At 51.7% G+C, this 22,162-nt stretch carries 21 protein-coding genes; 5 read left to right on the top strand and 16 right to left on the bottom strand.

What is annotated here, in order from left to right; genetic code table 11:
* Nucleotides 1–59: 59 nt before the first annotated feature.
* From ACFQ1C_RS11070 to ACFQ1C_RS11030, 9 genes are all read right to left on the bottom strand, one after another.
* On the bottom strand, nucleotides 60–326 hold the full coding sequence (locus tag ACFQ1C_RS11070) for a Rho-binding antiterminator (protein WP_379558675.1): 267 nt from the start codon (nucleotides 324–326) through the stop codon (nucleotides 60–62).
* Between the two features lie 24 nt (nucleotides 327–350).
* Nucleotides 351–836, bottom strand: a complete 486-nt coding sequence (locus ACFQ1C_RS11065; protein WP_379558674.1) for an Lrp/AsnC family transcriptional regulator — start codon at nucleotides 834–836, stop codon at nucleotides 351–353.
* A gap of 389 nt (nucleotides 837–1,225) precedes the next feature.
* Entirely contained in the window at nucleotides 1,226–1,597 is a 372-nt protein-coding gene (locus ACFQ1C_RS11060) for a RidA family protein (protein WP_379558673.1), read from the bottom strand.
* 37 nt (nucleotides 1,598–1,634) lie between these two features.
* On the bottom strand, nucleotides 1,635–3,035 hold the full coding sequence (locus ACFQ1C_RS11055; protein WP_379558672.1) for an FAD-dependent oxidoreductase: 1,401 nt from the start codon (nucleotides 3,033–3,035) through the stop codon (nucleotides 1,635–1,637).
* A complete protein-coding gene (locus tag ACFQ1C_RS11050; RefSeq protein WP_379558671.1) occupies nucleotides 3,022–3,354 on the bottom strand; it encodes a (2Fe-2S)-binding protein in 333 nt (110 codons plus the stop codon). The genes ACFQ1C_RS11055 and ACFQ1C_RS11050 overlap by 14 nt, the downstream gene beginning before the upstream one ends.
* Entirely contained in the window at nucleotides 3,332–4,459 is a 1,128-nt protein-coding gene (locus tag ACFQ1C_RS11045) for an NAD(P)/FAD-dependent oxidoreductase (RefSeq protein ID WP_379558670.1), read from the bottom strand. Before ACFQ1C_RS11045 ends, ACFQ1C_RS11050 begins: the two co-directional genes overlap by 23 nt.
* A gap of 53 nt (nucleotides 4,460–4,512) precedes the next feature.
* Nucleotides 4,513–5,514 (bottom strand): TRAP transporter substrate-binding protein DctP, encoded by a 1,002-nt coding sequence (dctP, locus tag ACFQ1C_RS11040; protein ID WP_379558669.1) that lies wholly within the window; start codon nucleotides 5,512–5,514, stop codon nucleotides 4,513–4,515.
* Between the two features lie 17 nt (nucleotides 5,515–5,531).
* Entirely contained in the window at nucleotides 5,532–6,830 is a 1,299-nt protein-coding gene (locus tag ACFQ1C_RS11035) for a TRAP transporter large permease (protein ID WP_379558668.1), read from the bottom strand.
* Entirely contained in the window at nucleotides 6,823–7,446 is a 624-nt protein-coding gene (locus tag ACFQ1C_RS11030) for a TRAP transporter small permease (protein ID WP_379558667.1), read from the bottom strand. The genes ACFQ1C_RS11035 and ACFQ1C_RS11030 overlap by 8 nt, the downstream gene beginning before the upstream one ends.
* A gap of 138 nt (nucleotides 7,447–7,584) precedes the next feature.
* On the opposite strand from ACFQ1C_RS11030, the gene ACFQ1C_RS11025 reads away from it, so the two are divergent.
* Nucleotides 7,585–8,493, top strand: coding sequence for a LysR substrate-binding domain-containing protein (locus ACFQ1C_RS11025; protein ID WP_379558666.1), 909 nt, complete (start codon nucleotides 7,585–7,587; stop codon nucleotides 8,491–8,493).
* A 217-nt stretch (nucleotides 8,494–8,710) separates the two neighbouring features.
* Here ACFQ1C_RS11025 and ACFQ1C_RS11020 read toward each other — a convergent pair whose 3' ends face one another.
* The 4 genes from ACFQ1C_RS11020 to ACFQ1C_RS11005 form a co-directional block, all read right to left on the bottom strand.
* A complete protein-coding gene (locus tag ACFQ1C_RS11020) occupies nucleotides 8,711–9,040 on the bottom strand; it encodes an AzlD domain-containing protein (RefSeq protein WP_379558665.1) in 330 nt (109 codons plus the stop codon).
* Entirely contained in the window at nucleotides 9,033–9,758 is a 726-nt protein-coding gene (locus ACFQ1C_RS11015; RefSeq protein WP_379558664.1) for an AzlC family ABC transporter permease, read from the bottom strand. Before ACFQ1C_RS11015 ends, ACFQ1C_RS11020 begins: the two co-directional genes overlap by 8 nt.
* Nucleotides 9,759–10,380: 622 nt before the next feature.
* Nucleotides 10,381–10,917, bottom strand: coding sequence for a superoxide dismutase [Cu-Zn] SodC (sodC, locus tag ACFQ1C_RS11010; RefSeq protein WP_379558663.1), 537 nt, complete (start codon nucleotides 10,915–10,917; stop codon nucleotides 10,381–10,383).
* Nucleotides 10,918–10,999: 82 nt separating this feature from the next.
* Nucleotides 11,000–13,300 (bottom strand): FdhF/YdeP family oxidoreductase, encoded by a 2,301-nt coding sequence (locus tag ACFQ1C_RS11005; protein ID WP_379558662.1) that lies wholly within the window; start codon nucleotides 13,298–13,300, stop codon nucleotides 11,000–11,002.
* Nucleotides 13,301–13,539: 239 nt separating this feature from the next.
* Between ACFQ1C_RS11005 and ACFQ1C_RS11000 the strand changes: the two genes are divergently transcribed.
* Both ACFQ1C_RS11000 and ACFQ1C_RS10995 read left to right on the top strand, forming a co-directional pair.
* Entirely contained in the window at nucleotides 13,540–14,460 is a 921-nt protein-coding gene (locus tag ACFQ1C_RS11000) for a LysR family transcriptional regulator (protein ID WP_379558661.1), read from the top strand.
* A gap of 84 nt (nucleotides 14,461–14,544) precedes the next feature.
* Nucleotides 14,545–17,073 carry a sensor domain-containing protein gene (locus ACFQ1C_RS10995; RefSeq protein ID WP_379558660.1) on the top strand — a complete coding sequence of 843 codons (2,529 nt, stop codon included), beginning with the start codon at nucleotides 14,545–14,547 and terminating at the stop codon, nucleotides 17,071–17,073.
* A gap of 80 nt (nucleotides 17,074–17,153) precedes the next feature.
* Here the strand turns inward: ACFQ1C_RS10995 and pckA are convergent, their stop codons facing one another.
* The 3 genes from pckA to hslR form a co-directional block, all read right to left on the bottom strand.
* A complete protein-coding gene (gene pckA, locus ACFQ1C_RS10990; protein WP_379558659.1) occupies nucleotides 17,154–18,767 on the bottom strand; it encodes a phosphoenolpyruvate carboxykinase (ATP) in 1,614 nt (537 codons plus the stop codon).
* 169 nt (nucleotides 18,768–18,936) lie between these two features.
* Nucleotides 18,937–19,797: an Hsp33 family molecular chaperone HslO gene (gene hslO / locus ACFQ1C_RS10985; protein ID WP_379558658.1), complete on the bottom strand. Its 861-nt coding sequence runs from the start codon at nucleotides 19,795–19,797 to the stop codon at nucleotides 18,937–18,939.
* 147 nt (nucleotides 19,798–19,944) lie between these two features.
* On the bottom strand, nucleotides 19,945–20,346 hold the full coding sequence (gene hslR, locus ACFQ1C_RS10980; RefSeq protein WP_379558657.1) for a ribosome-associated heat shock protein Hsp15: 402 nt from the start codon (nucleotides 20,344–20,346) through the stop codon (nucleotides 19,945–19,947).
* Between the two features lie 164 nt (nucleotides 20,347–20,510).
* Between hslR and nudE the strand changes: the two genes are divergently transcribed.
* Together nudE and cysQ are read left to right on the top strand one after the other, a co-directional pair.
* On the top strand, nucleotides 20,511–21,068 hold the full coding sequence (gene nudE, locus ACFQ1C_RS10975) for an ADP compounds hydrolase NudE (protein ID WP_379558656.1): 558 nt from the start codon (nucleotides 20,511–20,513) through the stop codon (nucleotides 21,066–21,068).
* 2 nt (nucleotides 21,069–21,070) lie between these two features.
* On the top strand, nucleotides 21,071–21,910 hold the full coding sequence (cysQ, locus tag ACFQ1C_RS10970) for a 3'(2'),5'-bisphosphate nucleotidase CysQ (RefSeq protein ID WP_379558655.1): 840 nt from the start codon (nucleotides 21,071–21,073) through the stop codon (nucleotides 21,908–21,910).
* Nucleotides 21,911–22,162: the final 252 nt, after the last annotated feature.

Raw genomic sequence — 22,162 nt, 5'->3', positions numbered from 1 at the left:
TTACGGCGGCGAACAGCCCAACATGAACGGTAACTGGGGTGAATTCTACCACCCCTGATTCAGTCAAACTCAACCACCCGAAAGTGCGGGTTGTCAACCGTCGCCGTCATGCGGATAATGGACGCCAGAGGGATCAGGTGCTCCGTATCATCGTTCTGTATCTTGATGCACTCTTGTCGCTGTTCATTACGGGCGGTATCCAGGGCAATGCCGCTGATGTGCTCGTCCGAAACCAGCGTGAGTGTAATCGGATACCGATACAGGCAGGCAATCTCGATATAGTCGTGTTGTTCGCAGCTCATCATTTTTTGTTTCCCACTCCCCATTCCCTATTCCCCAGTCTCGGAACTTCACCCCAGATGATCCAGCGGTAGCGCAGTTTCATGTTTGATGCGGCGCAATACGAAGCTGGATCGCACGCCGGTGACACCATTTAAGCGGGTGAGCTTACCAAGCAAAAATTGCTGATAATGCTCCATGTCGCGCACGATGACTTTTAGCTGATAATCGGCCTCGGTGCCGGTGACTAAGTCACATTCTAGTACTTCAGAAAACTCATGGATGGCGGCATCGAAGGTCTCGAAGCGTTCCGGCGTGTGCCGGTCGAGTGAGATATGAATATAGGCCTGCAGGCTTAAACCGAGTTTATTGGCGTTGAGCAAGGTCACGTGATCGGCAATTAACCCCGCATCTTCTAGCGCCTTCACCCGCCGCGAGCAAGGCGAGGGTGATAAACCAATACGTTCGGCCAGCTCTAAGTTGCTAATGCGACCGTTACGCTGCATCAGTTCTAAAATACGTCGATCTGTTCTATCGAGTTGTACTAAATTGCTCAAGGATCTTCCCTAATAGAATAATTAATTACTATAGATAGTATAAGGGGTGAAACATTGCTTAAGAAGCACAATTTAACCTGTTATTCGCAACCACTCACCCCAAGCAAAGCGCTACTATAGTTCCATCTTCTGGAGACAAACAGACCGATATCCTCGGAGCCTGTTGCAAGCCGATTTACCTTATCGGTAAGCACCACAAAGGTCACACTCGAACAGAGTGAAAGGCTAGGAGCAAGGGCCACAAGCCTAATGCAGAGCACAAAAAGCCAGCCGTAAAGGCTGGCTTTGGTGTTTCTGGGGGCGGGAGCTGTGATTCCTTAGGTGGAGGATACGGGGAAATAATCCCTACCTAATATAGCGTATAGCGGGAACTGAGGCTCGGGAGGGGATCAGGCTTCGGGAATGGCAGCGATCACCGAAATTTCCACCAGCAGCTCGGGGCTGGCCATGGCGGCTTCCACACAGGCGCGGGCCGGGGCGTGACCGGCTGGCACCCAGGCGTCCCATACTTGATTCATTTCGGCGAATAGGCTCATGTCTTTCACATAGATGGTGGCGCTCAGCAGGTGCTGGCTGCTGCTACCGACCTCGGCCAGCAGGGTGTCGACCTTGCCTAGCATGGTGCGGGTCTGCTCGGCGATGCCCTGAGTGCGGTCTTCGGCCACCTGTCCGCAGAGGTAGACGGTGTTGTTGTGAATGACGGTGCGGCTCATGCGCTCGCCGGTATGATGGCGTACTAGGGTCATGTTATCTCCTGACAAGGTTGAGGTCGCCGAGCCGAGGGCTCGGCGGTTGGTGTTACGATTGGTTTTGGTCGGTCTCGGCCAGGCAGGCCAGCTCTTGCAGAGTCAGCGGCTTGATCGGTGAGCGAATGTTATAATAGCCAACCTCGGCCGGAGTAGTCTGGCGAGTATCGGCAATAATCTGAGTTACCGTCAAACCACACATCCGGCCCTGACAAGGACCCATACCGACTCGGCTAAAAGCCTTGGTCTGGTTGGGGCCGATGCAGCCAGATTGGGCAAAGCGGCGAATGTCACCTGCCGTGACCTCTTCGCAGCGACATACTAAGGTGTCGTCGGGCGGCGTGAGAAATTCTTTGGCGGGCTGGTAAAGCACATCGAGAAAGGGACGAATCGCAAGTGTCGAGGCTAAATCTCGGCGCACCGGCTCGGCTAGCCTATCCCTATCGGCTGAGCTTTGTTTGCCCAATTGATGGGCAATTTGCCAAGCAGACAGACGGCCGGCTTGTTCGGCGGCCATCGCGCCGCCGATGCCCGCACCATCACCGGCGATGAAGATACCTGGGATATCGGTTTCGCCCCAAAAGTCTGTACTGGGGCGCCAGCATAACTGCTGTTCGTCCCATTGGTGGTCGATGCCGATAGCTCGGCTTAGTTGCACATTGGGTATTACGCCCTGGTGCACCAGCAGACTGGTGGCGTTTAGAGTCTGCTCTTTGCCCTTATGGGTGAAGCGTACCTGAGTTAGCTGGCCATTTTCATCGGCCTCGGCCCGTAGTCCGCTAACTCGGCTTAGGCAGCGAACGCTCGAGCCTTTGAGCCTAGCCATATAACCCAGCCCCTTGACCAGTACCTTCCAACCGCGCAACGCGCCACCGAGGTGACGGCCGGCCTTGAGATAGTTTGCTCTGGGAGTGGTATCGAGCACGGCGGCGATATCGACTCCGGCTCTGTGCAGCTGCAATGCGATCAACAGCAACAGTGGGCCGCTACCGGCCAGGATCAGCGGTGCCGGGGGAGTCAGGCCGCTGGTCTTGAGCATAATCTGGGCTGCACCGCAGCTCATTACCCCAGGCAGCTGCCAGCCGGGAAAGGGCACCGGGCGTTCTTGGGCGCCGGTGGCCAGCAGGATTCTGCCTGCGCGCAGAGTTCGGGCTTTACCTTGCGCTGACAGTCGCACTTCCCGTTCATGGGTGATTTCCCACACGGTGGCAGCCGGAATATAATCAACCTCGGCCTGAGTAAACGGCGTCAGCAGCTGGCGGCCATGGTAGTAGTCTTGGCCCAGTATGCGCTCATCCTGCGGCGCGGGCGCCGAGATGGCACGGTATATCTGACCACCGGGAGCGGCCTGTTCGTCTAGCACGGCGACGGTTAGACCCTGTTCAGCGGCGGCGGTGGCTGCAGCCATGCCCGTGGGGCCGGCGCCGACGATCACTAAATCATACTGCTTCATGGAAGTCTCCCTCTGTGAGCTCACGGGCCCCAGACTGGCAGCGCACTTTCATACCTTCGATTACTTGCACCATGCAGCCTTGGACGTTGGCTAAGCCATCGACTTCTACTAGACATTCGAAGCAGACTCCCATCATGCAGTAGGGCGCGCGAGGGCTAGCAGAAACTGGTGTAGTGCGCGACGGTACGGCTCCGGCGGCCAGCAGAGCGGCAGCCACCGAGTCACCCTCGCGGGCGATGAAGGGTTGGCCGTCGATTTCCAGGGTGACGGCCCCGGCAGGGGTGGTGGCCAGTCGGTTAAAAGGGGAATCGGTCTGCACTGAACGCCTCCAGAGAAATATCTATGTCTCGGCCAAGTAGCCAGTCAACTAAAGGGCCAGCATGTACGGCACCTAGTGTGACGCCGCTGTGGCAGGTAACCACATAGGCGCCGGGATATAGGGCCGACTGTTGATAAATGGGATAACCGTCCGGGGTCATTACCCGCAGGGCGCCCCAAGATCGGATCAACCTTACTTTTTTTAGCACCGGATACATGCGGATGGCGCGGGCGGCAATCTTGCCGAGTTCCTCGGCGGTAGTGCCGGTATCCAGGCCCACATCTTCTTTGGAGTCACCCAACTGCACAGTGCCTTCGCCGGTCTGGCGTACATGGCCGGTGGGATAGCTGATAAAGGGCTTGAGCCGCTCGGTGATCAGTACCTGACCTCGGTTGGGCTCAACCGGCGCATGCAGGCCCAGTTGCGGTGCTAGTGCCTTGTTGCCCAGGCCGGCTGCCAGTATTACTTTGTCTGCTTTCAGGCTGTGGTTGTCCAGCTGGATCTCGAATCCACCGGTTTGCTGAGGCTGAATATGCTGCACTGGCTGACCGTTAATAAGAGCCCCGCCGTGTAGTTCAAAGGCCTGATGCAGGGCCCGAAACAACAGTAACGGATTAAGGTGGCCGTCCATCGGCGACCAGGTCGCTCCAGCGATATCGGGTCCTAGAGCCGGTTCCTTTTCCCGTGCCTGTTCTACGCTCAGCACCTCGAAAGGGTAGTCACCGTCGGCGTCCTGCTGCATCTTGCTCAGCATCTCGGCTCTTTGCTGCAGGTTCTGTTGATCCAGGCAAACATAGAGGCCACCGCGTTGCTGCAGTTCGATATTGATGCCGGTATCTTGTTGCAGGTTGGCGGCCAGTGCGGGCCAGAGGCGGGCTGACAGTCGGGATAGTTGGGCATACTCGGGACAGGTGTCACCCTTGCCTTGTACCCAGACCAAACCGAAGTTGCCGCGGGAGGCCCGCAGCGCCTGATCGCCTTCGTCGAAGATAGTGACCCTTTTGCCATGACGAAGAAGGCCATAAGCAAGGGACATGCCCACTAGACCACCGCCGATGATGGCAACATCGGTCTCATTGCGGCTGGCATGGTTGCGAACCGACATCGTGTTCTCCTTTGGCTATATGGAAAGATCGGGCCCGAGAGGGCCCGATTGATTTACTTGAATGGATTCAGAACTTGCTCGGCCCAGTCCTGACCGATGTCTTTCATGATCTCGGGCCAGATCTGTTCCCGAGCGACGTCGGCATAGGCGTCGATGTTGGCATCGGTGACTTCAACTATGGTGGCGCCAGCATCGGCCAGACGCTGCTCGTAAGAAGTCTGCTCGGCCTGAGCTTTCTCCCAGCGGCGTTTTTCAAAGGCTTGGGCGGCCTGATCCAGAGCGGCGCGCTCGTCGTCATCCAGATCCGCATAACGCTCGGCATTGATCTGCAGGAACCACACCTCGAAGTGGGTGTTGAGTGGAACATAAGACTTGGTAACATCGCGGAAAGAGGCGTAGTAGCCCTCGGCACCCGAGCCCATTACACCGTCCACCACCCCGGTTTGCACCGCAGTAAAGGCTTCAGAGAAGGGAAGAGGCGAGCCGATAAAGCCGGTATTGTCGGCTAGCAGTTGGAACGATTTCATTGGCGGTACCCGCAGCTTTACGCCTTTGTCGTGCACTGGATCTGTGACCTGATCCACTTCTCGGTTAAGAGCGATACCACCGAAGTATACGGGCCAAGCGGCCAGCACCTTGATATCCTGGGCCTGATATAGCTCGTCGATAGTGTTACGCAGCGGTGAACCCGGGGTGTAGGCCTCGCGGGCATCGTTCCAGTTTTTTACCATGTAGGGCATGTAGATGACTTGGAAGCGCTTGTCGGCACCGGCAGAGGGCGGCTGTACCGCCATGTCGATAGCGCCCAAGCTGACCCGCTCCTGCACTACCGTATAGTCGCCGAGGGCGTTGGCCGGATAGACCTTGAGTTTGAGGTCGCCATCGGTGGCGGCCTTTAGCTCGTCGGACAGCTGGCGCACATCCAAGTCGATGGCGGTCCCTTGGGGCCGTACATGAGAAATTTTGAGGGTCGCGGCCTCAACGGCGGTGCCGACGAGGGCTAGTGATAACAATATACTCTTGGCCAGGGTGCTGTATTCAATCCGTTTTTGCATGGTGTTCTCCTTGGTGATTAATAGCCAAACAGGGCTGGAATATATTCAGATAAATCGGGCCATACCGAGACCAGTACCACTACCGGCAGGTAGCCGAACAGCAGCAGTATCATGGCTGGTTTGATTAATTGGGTGAACTGCACCTTGCCGATGCGAGCACCCATGTAGAGAATGCTGGCATAGGGCGGGGTTACACCGCCCATGGCAGTGTTGACGCCCATAATGGCGGCAAACTGGATGGGGGTGACACCTAGGGCAGACATCAGTGGCAGCAGCAAGGGCGCAGTTAGTATGATGGCGGTAACATCGTTGACTACCATGCCGATCAGGAACAAAAACACGTTGACCATGATCAACAGCAGTACTTTGTTGTCAGTAATCTCGAAGATGGCATCCACCAACGCTTGAGGAATGTCTTCCATCACGTAGATCTGGCTTAGCATCAGACTGAACAGCACCATGATCAGTATGGCGCCGACTGCGGTGGCGGATTCTTTACCGGACTCGATAAAGGTACGCCAGGTCAGCCCTTTATAAATCATGAATCCTACCGGGATAGCATAAATAACTGAGATAGCCGCGGCTTCGGTCGGGGTCATGATGCCGCCGTAGATACCACCCAGTATGATTACTGGCATCAGCAATGCGGGCAGGGCGTGCACGGTGCGGGCGGCGCCTTCGCGAATGGCCTCGTGGAAAGGCTTTGGATCGTTCATTACCAGCGGAAACTTACGTGCCATGACCAAGTTGACCAGGGAGAAGTTGAGCATGATCAGCAGGCCCGGGCCAAGAGTGGCGAGGAAGCTGGCCAAAATCGAGGTTTCAGTAACCCAGCCGTAGACGATCATGGTGACGCTGGGCGGGATCAGCAGACCTAGAATTGAGGAGTTGGCGATTAGCGCGGTGGCATAGGCGCGAGGGTAGCCCTGACGCTCCATCTCTGGGATAAGTAGTGGGCCTACGGCGGCGATGCCGGTAAGGCCGCTGCCAGAAATGGCGCCTATGATAGCGCAGCTGATCGTGGCCACCACACCGAGGCCGCCACGCACCCGACCGACAAATATGTTGACGAACTTGAGCAAGCTGCCGGCTATGCCGCTAACACTCATCAAGGTGCCGGCAAATACAAATAGCGGGACGGCTAGCAGCACGGGGGTGGCCAACTGGCTAAAGCCCCACAACATGGTGCCTTTCATGGTGGCGCCACCTGCTAGGCTCATCACCATCAGGCCGCCGCCAAAGCAATAGGGCAGTGGCACGCCGATGGTGAGTAGAATCACCAGTACGGCAAAGGCCAGAATCGCGATTTCAATCATGGAACTTCTCTCCCTTCTGTTCTTCCGTGAGCAGTTTGAACTCGGTTACTTCGGCCGGCTCGCGGATGGTATCGACCCGGTGGGCTTCACCGCTGGCCAACAGTGTTCGTAGGTGTTTCAGAAGATGCCAAGCCCCATAGAGGGTCATCACTACCAGACCCATAAACAGGGCGGCTTCATAGATGATGGTGGGAATGTAGAGGGTTGGGCTCTCCTTCCAGACTCGATTGGCATACTTGAAATAATCCCAAGCCCACCAAGTCAGCCAACTGGATATGATCAAACTGATGGTTTCGGAAATCACTACCAGCCAGAGACGTGCTCTATCTGTTTTGAGAAAGACATCCAGCACATTAGCGCGAATTTGAGTATCTTCCCGGGAAGCATTAACTGCTCCCAGCATGTAAAGCCACATGGTGGGAATTAACGCCATTTCTTCCAACCCCATCATGGGAGTCTCAAACACGTAGCGCGAAATCACCTGCACGGCCTGAAATCCGGCCACCGTAGTGATCAGCAGGGTCAGTGTGTATTTGAATACCGTTTCCATGTCCTTTTCCTTGTCCATGTCCATGTATTTGTTCGGTTCACTTGTAGAGTTGATGTTCTGCATCATTTCTACCTGTTGTTCATATTACATTTACAAAATCATAACAACCAATCGTTTTAATTAGCCTTTGCATAACGTAATGTTATTCTTATATCGTGACAATATTCAGAGAGACAAGTGATGGCAAAGTTAAGTTACCGGCAGGTGGAAGCATTTCGGGCAGTGATGATCGCCGGCACGACCACGGGAGCGGCAGAGCAGCTCTACATTTCGCAGCCTGCCGTGAGCCGGTTGCTCAGTGACTTTGAGGCGTCGGTACAGATCAAGCTGTTCGAGCGCCATCACAAGCGATTGGCGCCGACCCCCGAAGCTCTGTTGCTGTATGAAGAGGTTGAGCGCTCTTTCGTCGGTATCGAGCGACTGGCGACCATGGCGGAAGAATTGCGCGACTTTCAGCGTGGCAGCCTCAAAGTGGCGGCCATGCCGGCTATTGCGTTAGGCTTTCTGCCGCGGGTGATGCAGCAGTTCAGTCGGCACCACCAGGGGGTGAATATGACGCTGCAGGTGCGCAGCTCCCAGCAGGTGGCCGACTGGATAGCGACTCAGCATTTCGATGTTGGTATCGGCGCCACTAATGTGGCCGATCCGGCGCTGGCGGTGGAGGTGCTTGGAGATGCGGCCCTGGTCTGTGCCCTGCCGGCGAGTCATCCGCTGGCAGACAAGGCAGTAATAGTGCCGGAGGATTTGCGGGATCAGCCTTTTATTTCAATGGGCCCGGAGCAAAGCGTACGCTACAAGGTGGACGAAGTGTTTGACCAGGCCAAGGTCAGCCGACAGCTGGTGTTCGATACTCAGCTGTCGCACGTGGCTTGTTCCTTTGTTGATGCGGGCTCGGGGGTGGCGCTGGTCGACCCGATTACCGCCCTACATTTTTCATCTACTAATCTGGTGTTTCGTCCCTTCGAACCCTGGGTGTCGTTTTCCTATCACCTTTTGTATCCGGCACACAGGGCACGATCTCGGGCCACTGAGGAGTTCAGCCAGTTGTTAAAGCAGGAACTGGCATTGCTGGTAAAACGTTCTGATGGGCTACTGCGATTGAAAGCTACTTAGTGGCAAAGTGAACCCTGCATGTTTCAATGTTTTAACACGCCGCGATTAAGGCAACAGTGGTTGACCCAGTAGATGATTACCATATGCCTAATGCAGAGCACAAAAAGCCAGCCGTAAAGGCTGGCTTTGGTGTTTCTGGCGTTTGGACACGGCGTCGTGGCTTCCTTCACATGCGTGCGAGAATGACGACAAAACCGCACCTGTTGTGCAGCATTGCTTAGAAGTTATAAAACTTCATAATCCAGAAGGTGATCATACCCAGACACAAGGGCCAGAAGACCCCCTTGAAAGCCCAGGCCAGTATGGCCGTGACCAGAGCCGCCGTTATCTGCGCGATGCTCACCGAATCCAGCGTGGCTTTATCCTGAAATATAATGGCAGGGATGGACAGCGCGGCCAGTACGGCGGGGGCCAACAGCTGCAATGTGGTCTGGTGCTTGCCAATATTGAAGCTTCCCCTGCCATGGAGATGCACGAACGACAGCCGAATGGCGAAGGTGCCGATGCAGACGGCGATAAATATCAACCAGAGTGTCAGGTTATTCATTGTTTTCCCTTTGTGCCTTCAGGCTGAGTTTGGTGATGAAAGAGCTGGCAATCAGGCCGATAGTGGTACCGCCGATAATGGCCGCAATAAAGCCCAGGTTATAGGGAAGCTGGATCAGGCTGGTTGCCACCAAAGCCGAAAACACCGCCGTGATCAGCGATGCCCGGTTACGGATACTCGATACCAGCATGGCGATGAATGCCAGGGGAATGGCGAACTCCAGTGACCACTCGGCCGGTATTTGCTCGCCAACCAGCAAGCCGAGGATGACAGAGCCAACCCAGCTTACCGCCAGCGCCACTGCCGTACCGGCGAAATAATAAAGCTTCTCCCTGTCACTCTGTTCAGGCGTAAAGCGAGTCGCACACAACCCATAGGCCTGATCGCTGATCAGGTATACCAGAGGCCATTTGTGGCGGGTCTTCAATGAGTGCAGCAGCGGGGCGAAGGTGGCGCTGTAGATAAGGAAGCGAATATTCACCATCAGCGCGGTGAAGATAATGACCGCCGGTAATGCCTGTTCCTGAATTAACTGATAGGCCGCCAGCTGTGCCGAACCGGCAAAAAACAGCAATGTCATGCCAATGGTCATCTCGGGACTGAATCCGAGGCTGGTGCCATTGGCCCCGGCAATGAGCCCGAAAGGCAATACCCCTGGTACCATCGGCAGCAAATCTCTTACCCCTTCAAAAAAATCACGCTTGCCGCTTGATGACATCTTTTATTGTCCTTGTATATTCAGATGGTTTCGGGACGTAACAGACCCTAGAGTTCAATATCAGGCGAGTAGTTTACCGAAATGTTCAGTCGGTTACAGACAATCGGCCGGAGTCATGACCGACTCTGTAGGAGCCAATGTATTTGGACTAGGGCAGTCAGATTTAGATAGTTTCTAATGAAAGAACAAAATAAGAAATTATTGTTCATTTTTTGCATATTATAAGGTTAGTTGTTGCTTAAAAAGATCAATTTAGTCTTTTATTCGCAATCACTCGCCCCAAGTAAAGCGCTACTATAGTTCCATCTTCTGGAGACAAACAGACCGATATCCTCGGAGTCTGTTGCAAGCCGATTTACCTTATCGGTAAGCCTCACAAAGGCCGCATTTAATCGAATGTTAGGCTGAGATCTGGGCCACAAGCCTTAGCAATATGCAGATAATCATCACGGTTAGGCCGTTAAAAAAGAGCACCTGAGGTGCTCTTTTTTATGGCTGAAAGTGGAGAGAGGTGAGGCGTAAGAGCCAAACACCTAACGGTAGGCGGGGTATTTTGGTTTAGCTTGGCCCTTTCTTTAACTGACAGCTTATGGCTTCAAGCTTACGGCTGCCCGAAGGGCTATTACTTAATCACCCCACAGGCCATACGGGCACCGCCGCCACCTAATGGTGCTGGGTCGTCACTGTGGTTGTCGCCACCGGCGTGGATCATAATGGCGCGGCCTTGAATTTGCGTCAGCTTTTCTAACTTTGGCGCCAACACGGGATAATTAGCATGGCCATCGGCATCCACATACAGTGCCGGTAAATCACCCAGATGACCTTTGGCGTTATAAGGGCCTAAATGTATGCCGGTATTCTCAGGGTCAAAGTGACTGCCTGCCGCTCCTGCTGGTACCACTTTGCCATCATCATTGGTTTTAGGGCCGCAATCGGGATGTTCATGAATATGAAAGCCATGGATACCAGACGCTAACTCAGATAAATCAGGCGCAAATAACAGACCAAACTCTGTTTCAGTGACGTGGATCGTGCCAAGCTCGGTAGTGGTGCCTTGGTCGTCAACGTTATGAATCGCGATATTCATCTCGTTTGCTAAGACAGAGCCGCTAATAGCGGTTGCTAAAATAGCGGTCGTTAATAAAGCATGCTTGATCATGTTACAGACTCCTATTCTTACGTTATGCGCTAGTTATATCAGCTTAGAGCAAGGCGGAGTTATATTCGACCCTTGTGACTGCTTAAAGAATACGCTCTGCTGCTTGCTTGGTGATCAGAATTGGAATGGACTTAGAAGTTGGCGTATCACTACCGTCCCCCACGCTGTGCAGCGGTACTAACGGATTGGTTTCTGGGTAATAGGCCGCCACATTGCCAGGCGGGATGTCATAGGCCACCACCTTGAAGCCGCTGACTTTACGTTCTACATCATCTAGCCAAACGGTGCTCAACTCTACCCAGTCGCCTTCTTTTAGCCCGCGGCGCTTTATTTCGTCTGGGTGCATAAACACCACCATGCGCTGGCCATAAACGCCGCGATAACGGTCGTCCATACCATAAATTGTGGTGTTGTATTGGTCGTGAGAGCGCAGCGTTTGCAGAGTAGACAGCATGCCCTGTGCCTTGGCGGTAATGGCTTCGGGGATCAGGCTAGCAGGTAGAATATCGGCACCAAAATTGGCCTTGCCGTTGTGAGTTTGCCACTGATAACGGGCGGCACTGTTGTCTAAATAAAAACCGCCGGGTTGTGTTAGCCGTTCATTAAAGCCTTCAAAGCCCGGTAGGGTGGCGGCAATATGGTCACGAATTAAATTATAATCTTGTGACAATGCTAACCAGTCCACCGGTGTATTGCCTAAGGTTGCTTGGGCAATACCGGCGACGATGGCGGTTTCTGAGCGTTGTTGTGGGCTGTTGGGTTTGCCCACACCTTCAGAGGCATGCACCATGCTGAACGAGTCTTCCACGGTAATAAATTGGGAGACATCGCCTTGCATATCTTGCTCGGTGCGCCCAAGGCAGGGCAAAATCAGCGCCTCTTTGCCGGCCATTAGGTGGCTGCGATTAAGCTTGGTACTAATTTGTACTGTTAGCTCGCAGTTAGCTAGGGCTCGGGCGGTGGCATGAGTGTCTGGCGCGGCGGCGGCAATATTGCCACCGAGCGCGATAAACACTTTTGATTGGCCGTCTAGCATCGCCTGAATAGCGGCGACCGCATTATGCCCAGGCTGGCGTGGCATCGGATGGTTAAAGTGCTGCTCTATTCTGTCTAAAAAGGCGGCGCTGGGTTGCTCATTAATACCTACGGTTCTATTACCTTGTACGTTGCTGTGGCCGCGCACTGGGCACAAACCCGCACCCGCTTTGCCCAATTGGCCACATAACAGCTGTAAGTTGGTTATCTCACGAATGGTGGCCACCGAATGCTTATGTTGGGTAATGCCCATGGCCCAGGTAATGATCACCCGTTTGGCGCCCGCATACACTGTTGCCGCCTGAGTAATTTGCGCCTGACTTAGGCCCGACTGCTCCGTTATTTTCTCCCACGGCGTAGCATCCACCTGAGCTAAATAGGCATCTAGGCCTTGTGTTTGCTCGGCAATAAAGACGCGGTCGAAGACGCCTGCTTTACCTTCAGCCAAAGCCGCGGTATCCCACGCCAGTAACTGCTTGACCATGCCGCGCACAGCCGCCATATCACCGCCGAGGCGTGGACAAAAGTAATGGCTAGAAATGCGCGAGTCTTTGGGAGTGAGCATCTCAACGGGGCTTTGCGGATCGGCAAATCGCTCTAATCCTCTTTCTTTTAGATTATTAAAGCTGACGATGGCTGCGCCATTGCGGGCGGCGTTGCGCAGGCTGTGCAGCATGCGCGGATGATTGGTGCCTGGATTCTGGCCGAACACGAAAATGGCATCGGCTTGGTCGAAGTCTTTTAGTGTGACGGTGCCTTTACCCACACCAATGGCTTGCGTTAGCGCAACCCCACTGGCTTCGTGGCAAAGGTTGGAGCAGTCGGGAAAGTTATTAGTGCCAAAGCTACGGCCAAATAATTGATAAAGATAGGCCGCTTCGTTGCTGGCGCGGCCCGAGGTATACAGCTCTAATTGATCTGGATGCTCCAGTGCCTGCACGTGGCGAGCGATCAAGGAAAAAGCATCATGCCACGAGATTGGCTGATAACGATCGGTGGCCCGATTGAGAACCATTGGTTGCTCAAGGCGGCCTTGATATTCAAGAAAATAATCGCTTTGACGTTGCAGGTGGCTTAGCGAATGTTGCTCAAAAAAGGCGGGTGTCACCCGTTTTTTGGTGGCTTCCCAGCTGATGGCCTTGGCGCCGTTTTCACAAAAAGAAAAATGCTTACCCGGTTCATCACCCCAGGCACACCCTGGGCAGTCGAAGCCCTTAACTTTGTTGGCTCGCAACAAGTTACGAATGTTTGCCGCCGGTTGTTTACTGCCAAAAACGAAACGCGTAGTGGAAGATAAGGCACCCCAGCCTCCGGCCGGTCCTTGATAAGGTTTAATTTTTTTGGTCATGGCAAAGCTCAACTAATGAAGTGTAATAAACGCGTGAGGCTTGTTGGCGCGCTAGGTGAAGGTAAACCGGCAGGCATAACGTCATGCTGAGCTCAACCTCAACCTAGTAAATAAGCAGTAAAGTCAGTGTAAACAGCCAAACAAAGGGGATCTAATTGAAAGAATTGATAGTAAGATAGATATTATTTATCAATTTACATATCAATCATCTTTTTTATTGATGTACAGCCGAGGCGATCATGGATCTTAAGCAGCTGAATTATCTTTGTGCCTTGGCACAAGAGCGCCATTTTGGCCGGGCGGCAGAGACCTGTCATATTACTCAGCCCACGCTATCGATGCGCCTCAAGCAACTCGAAACTGAACTGGGCGTATTATTGATCCGACGCGGCAAGCAATTTGAAGGCTTTACGCCAGAAGGTGAACGAGTGTTGGCTCAGGCTCGAGTGCTGTTGAGCCATTACCACAACCTCAAGCTGGAGGTTGAGGCCATGAAAGGCAGCCTCACCGGTACAGTACGCTTAGGATTAGTGCCTCTTAGCTGCATGGATTTAAGTCCAATATTGGCGCGACTGCATCAGCGTTATCCAAATTTAACTTTTGAGATCAACGATATGACCGCCGATGATATTTTGCAGGGGCTAGAGGACAACAGTCTAGATATTGGAGGTGGTTTCTTTGAAGCCGAAGAACTAGCAAAGCTGAATAGCCTCGCGCTACCCGAGCAGGGGGTTGCCGTTGCATTTGGGCCAAGCTGGCAAACGCGGATTCCAGAGGTACCTACAGCGGCAGACTTGGCGGAGCTCCCCTTATGCTTACCTAAAGCAGGTATGTATTTTCGCCGTTATCTCGACACCATGTTTGCCCAACAAGGTATTACATTGCAGCCGGTGTTGTCCTCAAACTCGGTGTATCGTTTGATGCGCGCGGTGCACTCCGGCCTAGGGTGTGCACTGATCCCCACCGGCAGCGTCTTATTTACCGAGCTGTCTGGCGTTGAAACTCGGCCGCTGGCATTGCCCGCCATGGCAAGAATTGGCGCACTGGTGATGCGCAATGATGCTCAGGCCAGTGTGTTAGCTAAGGGTTTCTTTGAAGTGGCTAAAGAATGCTGGCAGTTAGCTGAGTCTGACGACAAAAATGATGAAGCTGTTCTATGATTATGGTTTGTCCTTGGCGTGAGGCAGCTATAGTCAGTATATAAAGCTGGTCTGTTTGGCTCACTGATAAAAGCGATGAGTACTATGAGCATGGATATGCGACGGCAACATAATCAGGATGATTCAGAACTCGCCATGTCAGACATTATTGCTCAAGACAGTAATGGCTGGTATCAGCTGTGCGAACAGGCGGCTCATTGTGCTGATGCACAGGCTGCCTGTTTCTTTTTTTTTCAAAACGATGACCAGACGCCCTTGCTGGCAATGGGGCCGGGCTGGCCTTTGTTACCTAGATGGTCGTTGGCCGATTATCAAACTGTTTGGCAACAACAGGTATTTTACTGCGCGATTAACGGTGTGGCTCTTCATGCGAATAAAAGCTATCTAGCGATACCGATAACACGCGGTGTGCTCACAGGCTTATTACTACTTAAATATCAAACTCAGGTGCCGGCGTTGTTGCCACCGCAAAAGCTGTTGCTGGATACCATGGCGGAGCATGGGGCCTTGCTCTGGCATGAAGGCAATCACAAGGCTCGACAACGCAAACGAGATGGTTCTTCGCGCCGGTTGCTGAATCGTCTTAAGGTGCTTTTTAGTAATGTACCTATCCCTATTAATGCCTTTAACGCCGAAGGGCGCTGTATCCTCTGGAATAATGAATGCGAGCATGTTTTTGGCTGGACTGCCGAAGAGATAACACAGCACCCGACCCCGCTCAGTTTGTTTTATCCCGACCTAGCCGATCAGCATCGGGTAGTCGCTACCTTTAATGACCATAATAGCTCTGAGTTTAAAGAGTGGCGGCCCATCGATCGGGAAGGCAACAAACTGACTACTCTGTGGGCCAATATTATGCTGCCCAATGGCGACATGCTGTGTGTGGGGCATGACGTTAGCGAACAGAAAGAAATAACTAATCGACAGCGTTTGGCAGCCAGCGTATTTGAGTCAAGCTACGACGGCATCATGATTACAGATCTTGACCATTGCATTACTCACATCAACCCGGCCTTTACGCGTATTACCGGTTATGTGTCCGATGAAGTGATGGGCCGTCACCCCAACTTGTTGCAACATGTTAATTCCGATGATGGTTTATACAATGAGCTATGCCAACACTTTAAATCACAAGAGCATTGGCAGGGAGAGTTATCGGGTCGGCGTAAAAATGGCGAAACGTATTCTTTATTGTTGGCTATTTCTGTAGTAAAAGACGAACAAGAAAAAGTACTGAATTATGTTGCGGTGTTCTCCGATATTACTTATTTAAAAGACCATGAAGCCGAGTTGAAGCATCAAGCCTGCCACGATGTATTGACAGGGGTACCTAACCGGCTGCTGTTTGGTGAGCTATTAGAGCGCGCCATTGCTTCGGCGGTGCGTAACAAGGGCCTGCTTGCGGTGTGTTATCTCGATTTAGATGGCTTTAAGTCCGTTAACGATAACTTGGGGCATGCGGCCGGAGATCGGTTGTTAATTGAAGTAAGCCGCCGTTTAGGAAAGATTACGCGTAGCTGCGATGCCATGGCTCGCCTAGGTGGCGACGAGTTTGCGCTGTTGTTTACCGAGCTGCACAGCAGCCTAGAGTGCGATGAGATACTGACTAGAGTACAAAGCATGATTAATGAGCCGGTTGAGCTGGATGGGCAAAGCGTTAGGGTGTCTGCCAGTATTGGTGTTGCTTTATATCCGCAAGATGGCACAGATGCAGAACTACTGCTGCGCTATGCCGATCAAGCTATGTATCAGGCCAAAAGACAGGGTAAAAATACTCATGTGTTTTTTGATGCCGCCCTTCATTTGCAAGAACAGGGTCGACAGCTGCAATTAGCGCGGATGATGAAGGCGTTTCGCCAAGGTGAATTTTTGCTGCATTACCAGCCAGCTATTGATCTTTTTGAACGACAAGTTGTTGGTATGGAAGCTTTGCTACGCTGGCACGATCCCGAGCGTGGCATAGTAATGCCAGGAGAGTTTTTGCCCGTTATTATCGGTAGTCATATGGAGTTTGAGCTGGGCATGTGGGTTATTGAGCAAGTGCTGAGTCAAATGACGCTATGGAGCCAGCAAGGGTTAGCATTTAAGGTGAGTTTCAACGTCAGTCGCGGCCAGCTAATGCATTCTAATTTTAGTGACGAGCTGAGCCATTTATTAGCTCGATATCCCTTGGCTTTACCGTCTTTGTTGGACCTAGAGTTTCAAGAAACCGCCGTTTTGGCTGATATTAATGCAGCCGTTGCGGTATTACAGCGTTGTCGTCAGTTGGGAATATGTGTGTCATTGGATAACTTTGGCACCGGCTACTCCTCGCTTAGCCACCTTAATCAGTTGCCGGTTAATACGCTAAAAATAGACCGCAGCTTTATTAGTGACCTACTCTCTAATGCTCACGATGTGAGTATGGTGGAAAGCGTGATCCAATTGGCAGCAGCATTAAAAATGACGGTAACAGCCGAAGGCGTAGAGGAAATTGAGCAGGGGGTTCGATTGCAGCAACTGGGCTGTCGGTATGTGCAGGGCTATGGTATTTCTCAACCTATGCCGGCGGAACAGGTTGGTGGCTGGTTAAAAAAATGGAGCAGTGAGCAGCCAGAAAATAGTGAGGGGTAAAGGTGATTGTAAGGTGAAGAGTAAGTGTCTTTTCTTACCCTTCACTCCTCACCTTTCACCCCTCACGTGCTCTTATCGAATTACAGTTGTGGTCCTGCGGCCACTAGGGCTTTACCTTCGGTGGTGTCGGTAAACTTATCGAAGTTGTCGACAAAAAGTGTGGCCAGATCATGTGCTTTACTATCCCACTCGGCTGGGTCTGCGTAAGTATTGCGCGGATCCAAAATGGACGTATCTTCTACGCCATTTAAGTCGGTAGGAACTGCGACATTAAAGTAAGGCAGCTCTACAAATTCGGCGTTTTCAATAGAACCATCCAAAATGGCATTGATAATGGCGCGGGTCGCTTTAATAGAAATGCGCTTGCCGGTGCCATTCCAGCCGGTATTGACCAAGTACGCTTCGGCGCCCACGGCGTCCATCCGCTTGGCTAATACTTCGGCATACTGTGTAGGGTGCAAGCTTAAAAAAGCGGCGCCAAAACAGCTAGAAAAAGTTGGCGTGGGCTCAGTAATACCACGCTCGGTGCCTGCTAATTTGGCGGTAAAGCCTGACAAAAAGTGATATTGCGCCTGTTCACGCGTCAGCTTACTAACCGGTGGCAATACGCCGAAGGCATCCGCGGTTAAGAAAATAACTTTTTTGGCATGACCGGCACGAGATACTGGTTTAACGATGTTATCGATGTGATAGATAGGATAAGAAACACGGGTATTCTCGGTTTTAGAACCGTCATCAAAATCGATAGTACCGTCGGCACGCACGGTAACATTTTCTAACAGGGCATCGCGGCGGATCGCGGCGTAAATTTCTGGCTCATTCTCTTTGCTTAACTTGATGGTTTTGGCATAGCAGCCACCTTCAAAGTTAAACACGCCGTTGTCGTCCCAACCGTGTTCATCGTCACCAATTAAAGCGCGCTCGGAGTCGGTAGATAGCGTGGTTTTACCGGTGCCGCTTAGGCCAAAGAAAACAGCGACGTCGCCGTCTTTACCTACGTTTGCAGAACAGTGCATAGCGGCAATGCCTTTTAGGGGCAGTAGGTAGTTCATCATAGAGAACATACCTTTTTTCATCTCGCCGCCGTACCAAGTGCCGCCAATGAGCTGGATACGCTCAGTGAGGTTAAATGCCACGAAGTTTTCGCTGTTTAGGCCTTGTTCTTCCCAGTTAGGGTTAGTGCATTTGGCACCGTTCATCACCACAAAGTCAGGTACAAAGCTGGTCAGCTCGGCATCGGTTGGGCGAATAAACATGTTTTTGACAAAATGCGCCTGCCAAGCTACTTCGGTCACAAAGCGTACCGCTAAGCGGGTGTCTGGGCTAGCACCACAAAAGGTATCGATAACAAACAGACGCTTGCCTGATAGCTGCTCCGTCACCAAGCTTTTAAGCGCGGTCCAAGTCTGCTGAGTCATTGCCTTGTTGTCGTTTTTACCTTGGTCGGCCCACCAAACCGTGTCGCGAGTAATGTCGTCGCGCACTATGTATTTATCTTTGGGCGAGCGGCCGGTAAAAATACCGGTGTCTACGGCCACAGCACCTAGGGAAGTTTCGACACCCTTTTCATAACCGGTTAAGCCGGCTCGAGTTTCTTCAGCAAATAACTGTTCGTAAGAAGGGTTATGAAGGATCTCACTCGCATTGTGAATACCGTATTCAGAAAGGCCTAACTGCTGCGCCTTGGACGTCATTGTTATCTCCAGAAAGAGAGGGGTTGATTAAGCATAGATGTCACTATGATTTATGACGGCAGGTTAGCAGTAAATGAGGAGAATTTAGGGGATCGGTGTCAAAATTTAGAGTTTTGCATTGCTAATTAACTAAAAAGGGGTACGAAACCCCTTCATTATGTGTGCAATGCTAGTGTATTGTTGGCGGCTCATTAAAAATATTTAGTACATCTGTATCATGAAAGTGATAATGCTGACCACAATAGTCACAGTTCATCTCTATTTTACCTGCTTCCTTTACAACTTCTAGCGCTTCTTCTTGGCCTAACTGCAATAACGCGTGCTCACATTTTTCGCGAGAGCAGGTGCACTTAAAGCTTACGGGCTGTGGATCGAATACCCGCACCGCGTCTTGATGATAGAGTCGGTATAAGACTTCATGTGCATCTAGGTTAAGCAATTCGTCGGCTTTAATGGTGTGGGTTAGCGCCTCTAGGTGAGTAAAGTCACCGTCTTGACCATTAGGCAGCGCCTGCAACAACATACCTGCACAGCGAGGCTGTTCTTGCAGTGGGTCGGTAAATAGCCAGATGCGTGTGGTTAGCTGCTCAGACTGAGCAAAATAATTTTCTAGGCTTTCGCTCAGTGAATGTTCACCCAGTTCGACGATGCCTTGATAGCGCTCACCCTCAAAAGGAGTAATGGTAATCGCAAGGTAGCCTTTACCAACAACGTCTATCAGATTATTGCTGTCTGGTACTTCGCCTTCCCAGCGAGCAATGCCTCGCAGTTGTTGCTGATGATCGCCATTAATGACCGCCAATGAGACAGGACCATCCCCTTGTAGTTGTACGGTAATATGACCTTCAAACTTGAGGGTGGCGGTTAGCAGACTGGTGGCGGTAAGCAATTCGCCTAGCAGTCGTTGCACGGGAGCCGGATAAGCTTGAGATGCCAGTACTTGTTGATAACTTTGTTGCAGCTGGACCAGCTCGCCTCTTACTTGATAGTTATCGAATAAATAGCGGTAGAGTGTGTCTATGTGGGTCATAAAAATCCTGTCTCGGCCTAGGGCCACTGTAGTTTCATATTAAATATGAGTCTTAACTTCGCGCTATACGCCTTACGTTCTACGCCGTACGTAAGACTTTGTCTTTCTCTTTGCGTATAGCGTAACGCGTGCAGCGTCTCACTTCGCTTATTCTTGCCCTTGTCCTTGCTTGATTTTAAGCAAAGAACGACGTTCTTTTTTATCCGGCTTACGCTGAGGGCTGGGGGCAAACTGGTTGTTGAGTTTACGAGCCTCGGCATTTTGTTCGCGTTTTTTAAGGCTTTCTGGCGTTTCTTGATATAACTGCTGGGCCTGCTCGGCTTTGCCTCTGTGCTCTGACAGCTCAAGGATGAGTACTTCTTTTTCATCATTTCCTTGGCGAACACGTACCATTGCCCCTACTTCAATCGCTTTGCTGGGCTTGCTGCGCTGGCCATTATAATGCACTTTGCCGCCATCAATCATGGTGCGAGCCAAACCGCGAGTTTTGTAAAAGCGGGCGGCCCACAGCCATTTGTCGAGGCGGATGCTGGGCGTTGGTACGTTCATATCACTCGCTCTCATAAATATTTTGAAAGTTAATCATACCAGATGCCGATAATTTAGGCTTAAATTGGTCGCGGTAAAGCGCATTTGTCATCACTTGTAGGCAGACGTTTAGGCTAAGTTACGATAATCTCTGGGTAGGCTGAGCCAAAAGATGGAACAGAAATATGTTGGATAACAAACAAAAACCTCAAGTACTGCATACAGAAGTGGTGGCAGAGAGTCGTTTATTCAAGGTTGAATCACTACATCTTAAATTTAGTAATGGTGTAGAGCGGGTATATGAGCGAATGCGTAACAGCGGGCGTGGTTCTGTGATGTTGGTGCCGTTGTTGGATGAAAATACTATCTTGTTGATCCGTGAATATTCTGCCGGTACGCACAGTTATGAGCTGGGGTTTCCTAAGGGCTTAATTGACCCAGGCGAGAATGCTATGGAGGCGGGTAATAGAGAGCTGATGGAAGAAATTGGTTATGGCGCAAAACAGCTTACCCCCTTGAAGCAAGTGAGCTTAGCGCCGGGTTATTTTGGTAGCCGAATGGATATATTATTAGCGCAAGATCTGTATCCTGAACAAAGAGAAGGGGATGAGCCGGAACCGCTTGATGTGGTGCCTTGGCCGCTGGATCAAATAGACCAGTTAATGGCCCGGCCCGACTTCAGTGAAGCACGCAGCATCTGTGGTTTGTTTTTGCTGCAAGACTGGCTCAATAAAAAGGAGTAAACATGGATATCTCTGCCTTGTTACCTGGTGTAATAGCCGCTGCCCGAGAGTCTGGTGGCATTATTCTATCGTTATATAACAGCGGCCAGTACGAAGCCGAAAACAAAGATGACAATAGCCCGGTAACCAGTGCCGATTTGGCGGCACATGAGTATCTGAAATTGGCGTTACGAGAGATAGCCGATATTCCCGTATTGTCGGAAGAAGGATGCGATGTTTCGCTGAGTGAGCGTAGCTGCTGGCCGCGCTATTGGTTGGTTGACCCGTTAGATGGCACCCAAGAATTTATTGCTGGCAGCGGTGATTTCTCTACCATGATAGCGCTCATTGAATATGGCAAGCCGGTGCTGGGCGTGGTGTATGGGCCGGTGAATGATCTGCTTTATTATGCGGTGGCGGGTCATGGTGCTTTCAAAGAAGCCAATGGCGAAACTAAGGCTATTTCATCTAAGCATTATGATGGGCTTAAACCGTTAACTCAGCTGCGCATTACCGTGAGCCGCCGGCAAAACGTCGACTGGGTGCGGGCCTGTTTAACGAAAGAGGTGGAATATCAGCTAGTGCCACTGGGTTCGAGCTCGCTAAAGTCGTGCTTAGTCGCCGAGGGGGGAGCCGATATTTATATGCGCATTGGCCCAACCGGTGAGTGGGACACGGGGGCAACCCAATGCATAGTCGAAGAAGCGGGAGGGCGTATTCTAGATTTATATCTGGCGCCACTAAGCTATAACTGTCGCGACACGCTAATTAACCCCAACTTTATTACCATGGGAGACGCTGGGCTACCTTGGTCACAGGTACTTATCGACCCAGAAGGTCATGGTCAGAAAAGAAAGCCGTAAGCGGTCAGCTTTAAGCTTTCAGTTAAGAGCAAAGAGGGCGCACAGCCTAAAGATATATCTGCCACGGAATACACGGAAAAATACGGATAAATTAAGATGGGATAAGGTCTTAAAGAGATCTTGATGGTAAGAGCGGGCCCTTCGGGCAGCGGTAAGCTGTAAGCGGTTAGTTAAAGATAACTCATCTGGAATGGCCCGACTAAAGTAGACACCAGTTTAAGCAGCATTAAGTTGCTGTGCATATGCGTTGGG

It is taken from the genome of Oceanisphaera ostreae, assembly GCF_042676125.1.
GTDB lineage: Bacteria > Pseudomonadota > Gammaproteobacteria > Enterobacterales > Aeromonadaceae > Oceanimonas > Oceanimonas ostreae.
The sequence above is the reverse complement of the archived record's forward strand: the minus strand, read 5'-3'. Positions and strand labels throughout refer to the sequence as shown.

Bases quoted from the DNA above. Each gene is read 5' to 3' on its own strand.
- ACFQ1C_RS11015 (WP_379558664.1), bottom strand. From the start codon at position 9,758: ATGTCATCAAGCGGCAAGCGTGATTTTTTTGAAGGGGTAAGAGATTTG.
- dctP (WP_379558669.1), bottom strand. From the start codon at position 5,514: ATGCAAAAACGGATTGAATACAGCACCCTGGCCAAGAGTATATTGTTA.
- ACFQ1C_RS11070 (WP_379558675.1), bottom strand. From the start codon at position 326: ATGGGGAGTGGGAAACAAAAAATGATGAGCTGCGAACAACACGACTAT.
- ACFQ1C_RS11020 (WP_379558665.1), bottom strand. From the start codon at position 9,040: ATGAATAACCTGACACTCTGGTTGATATTTATCGCCGTCTGCATCGGC.
- ACFQ1C_RS11000 (WP_379558661.1), top strand. From the start codon at position 13,540: ATGGATCTTAAGCAGCTGAATTATCTTTGTGCCTTGGCACAAGAGCGC.
- ACFQ1C_RS11030 (WP_379558667.1), bottom strand. From the start codon at position 7,446: ATGATGCAGAACATCAACTCTACAAGTGAACCGAACAAATACATGGAC.
- pckA (WP_379558659.1), bottom strand. From the start codon at position 18,767: ATGACGTCCAAGGCGCAGCAGTTAGGCCTTTCTGAATACGGTATTCAC.
- hslO (WP_379558658.1), bottom strand. From the start codon at position 19,797: ATGACCCACATAGACACACTCTACCGCTATTTATTCGATAACTATCAA.
- ACFQ1C_RS11055 (WP_379558672.1), bottom strand. From the start codon at position 3,035: ATGAAGCAGTATGATTTAGTGATCGTCGGCGCCGGCCCCACGGGCATG.
- ACFQ1C_RS11035 (WP_379558668.1), bottom strand. From the start codon at position 6,830: ATGATTGAAATCGCGATTCTGGCCTTTGCCGTACTGGTGATTCTACTC.
- ACFQ1C_RS11005 (WP_379558662.1), bottom strand. From the start codon at position 13,300: ATGACCAAAAAAATTAAACCTTATCAAGGACCGGCCGGAGGCTGGGGT.
- ACFQ1C_RS11045 (WP_379558670.1), bottom strand. From the start codon at position 4,459: ATGTCGGTTCGCAACCATGCCAGCCGCAATGAGACCGATGTTGCCATC.
- ACFQ1C_RS10995 (WP_379558660.1), top strand. From the start codon at position 14,545: ATGAGCATGGATATGCGACGGCAACATAATCAGGATGATTCAGAACTC.
- sodC (WP_379558663.1), bottom strand. From the start codon at position 10,917: ATGATCAAGCATGCTTTATTAACGACCGCTATTTTAGCAACCGCTATT.
- nudE (WP_379558656.1), top strand. From the start codon at position 20,511: ATGTTGGATAACAAACAAAAACCTCAAGTACTGCATACAGAAGTGGTG.
- hslR (WP_379558657.1), bottom strand. From the start codon at position 20,346: ATGAACGTACCAACGCCCAGCATCCGCCTCGACAAATGGCTGTGGGCC.
- cysQ (WP_379558655.1), top strand. From the start codon at position 21,071: ATGGATATCTCTGCCTTGTTACCTGGTGTAATAGCCGCTGCCCGAGAG.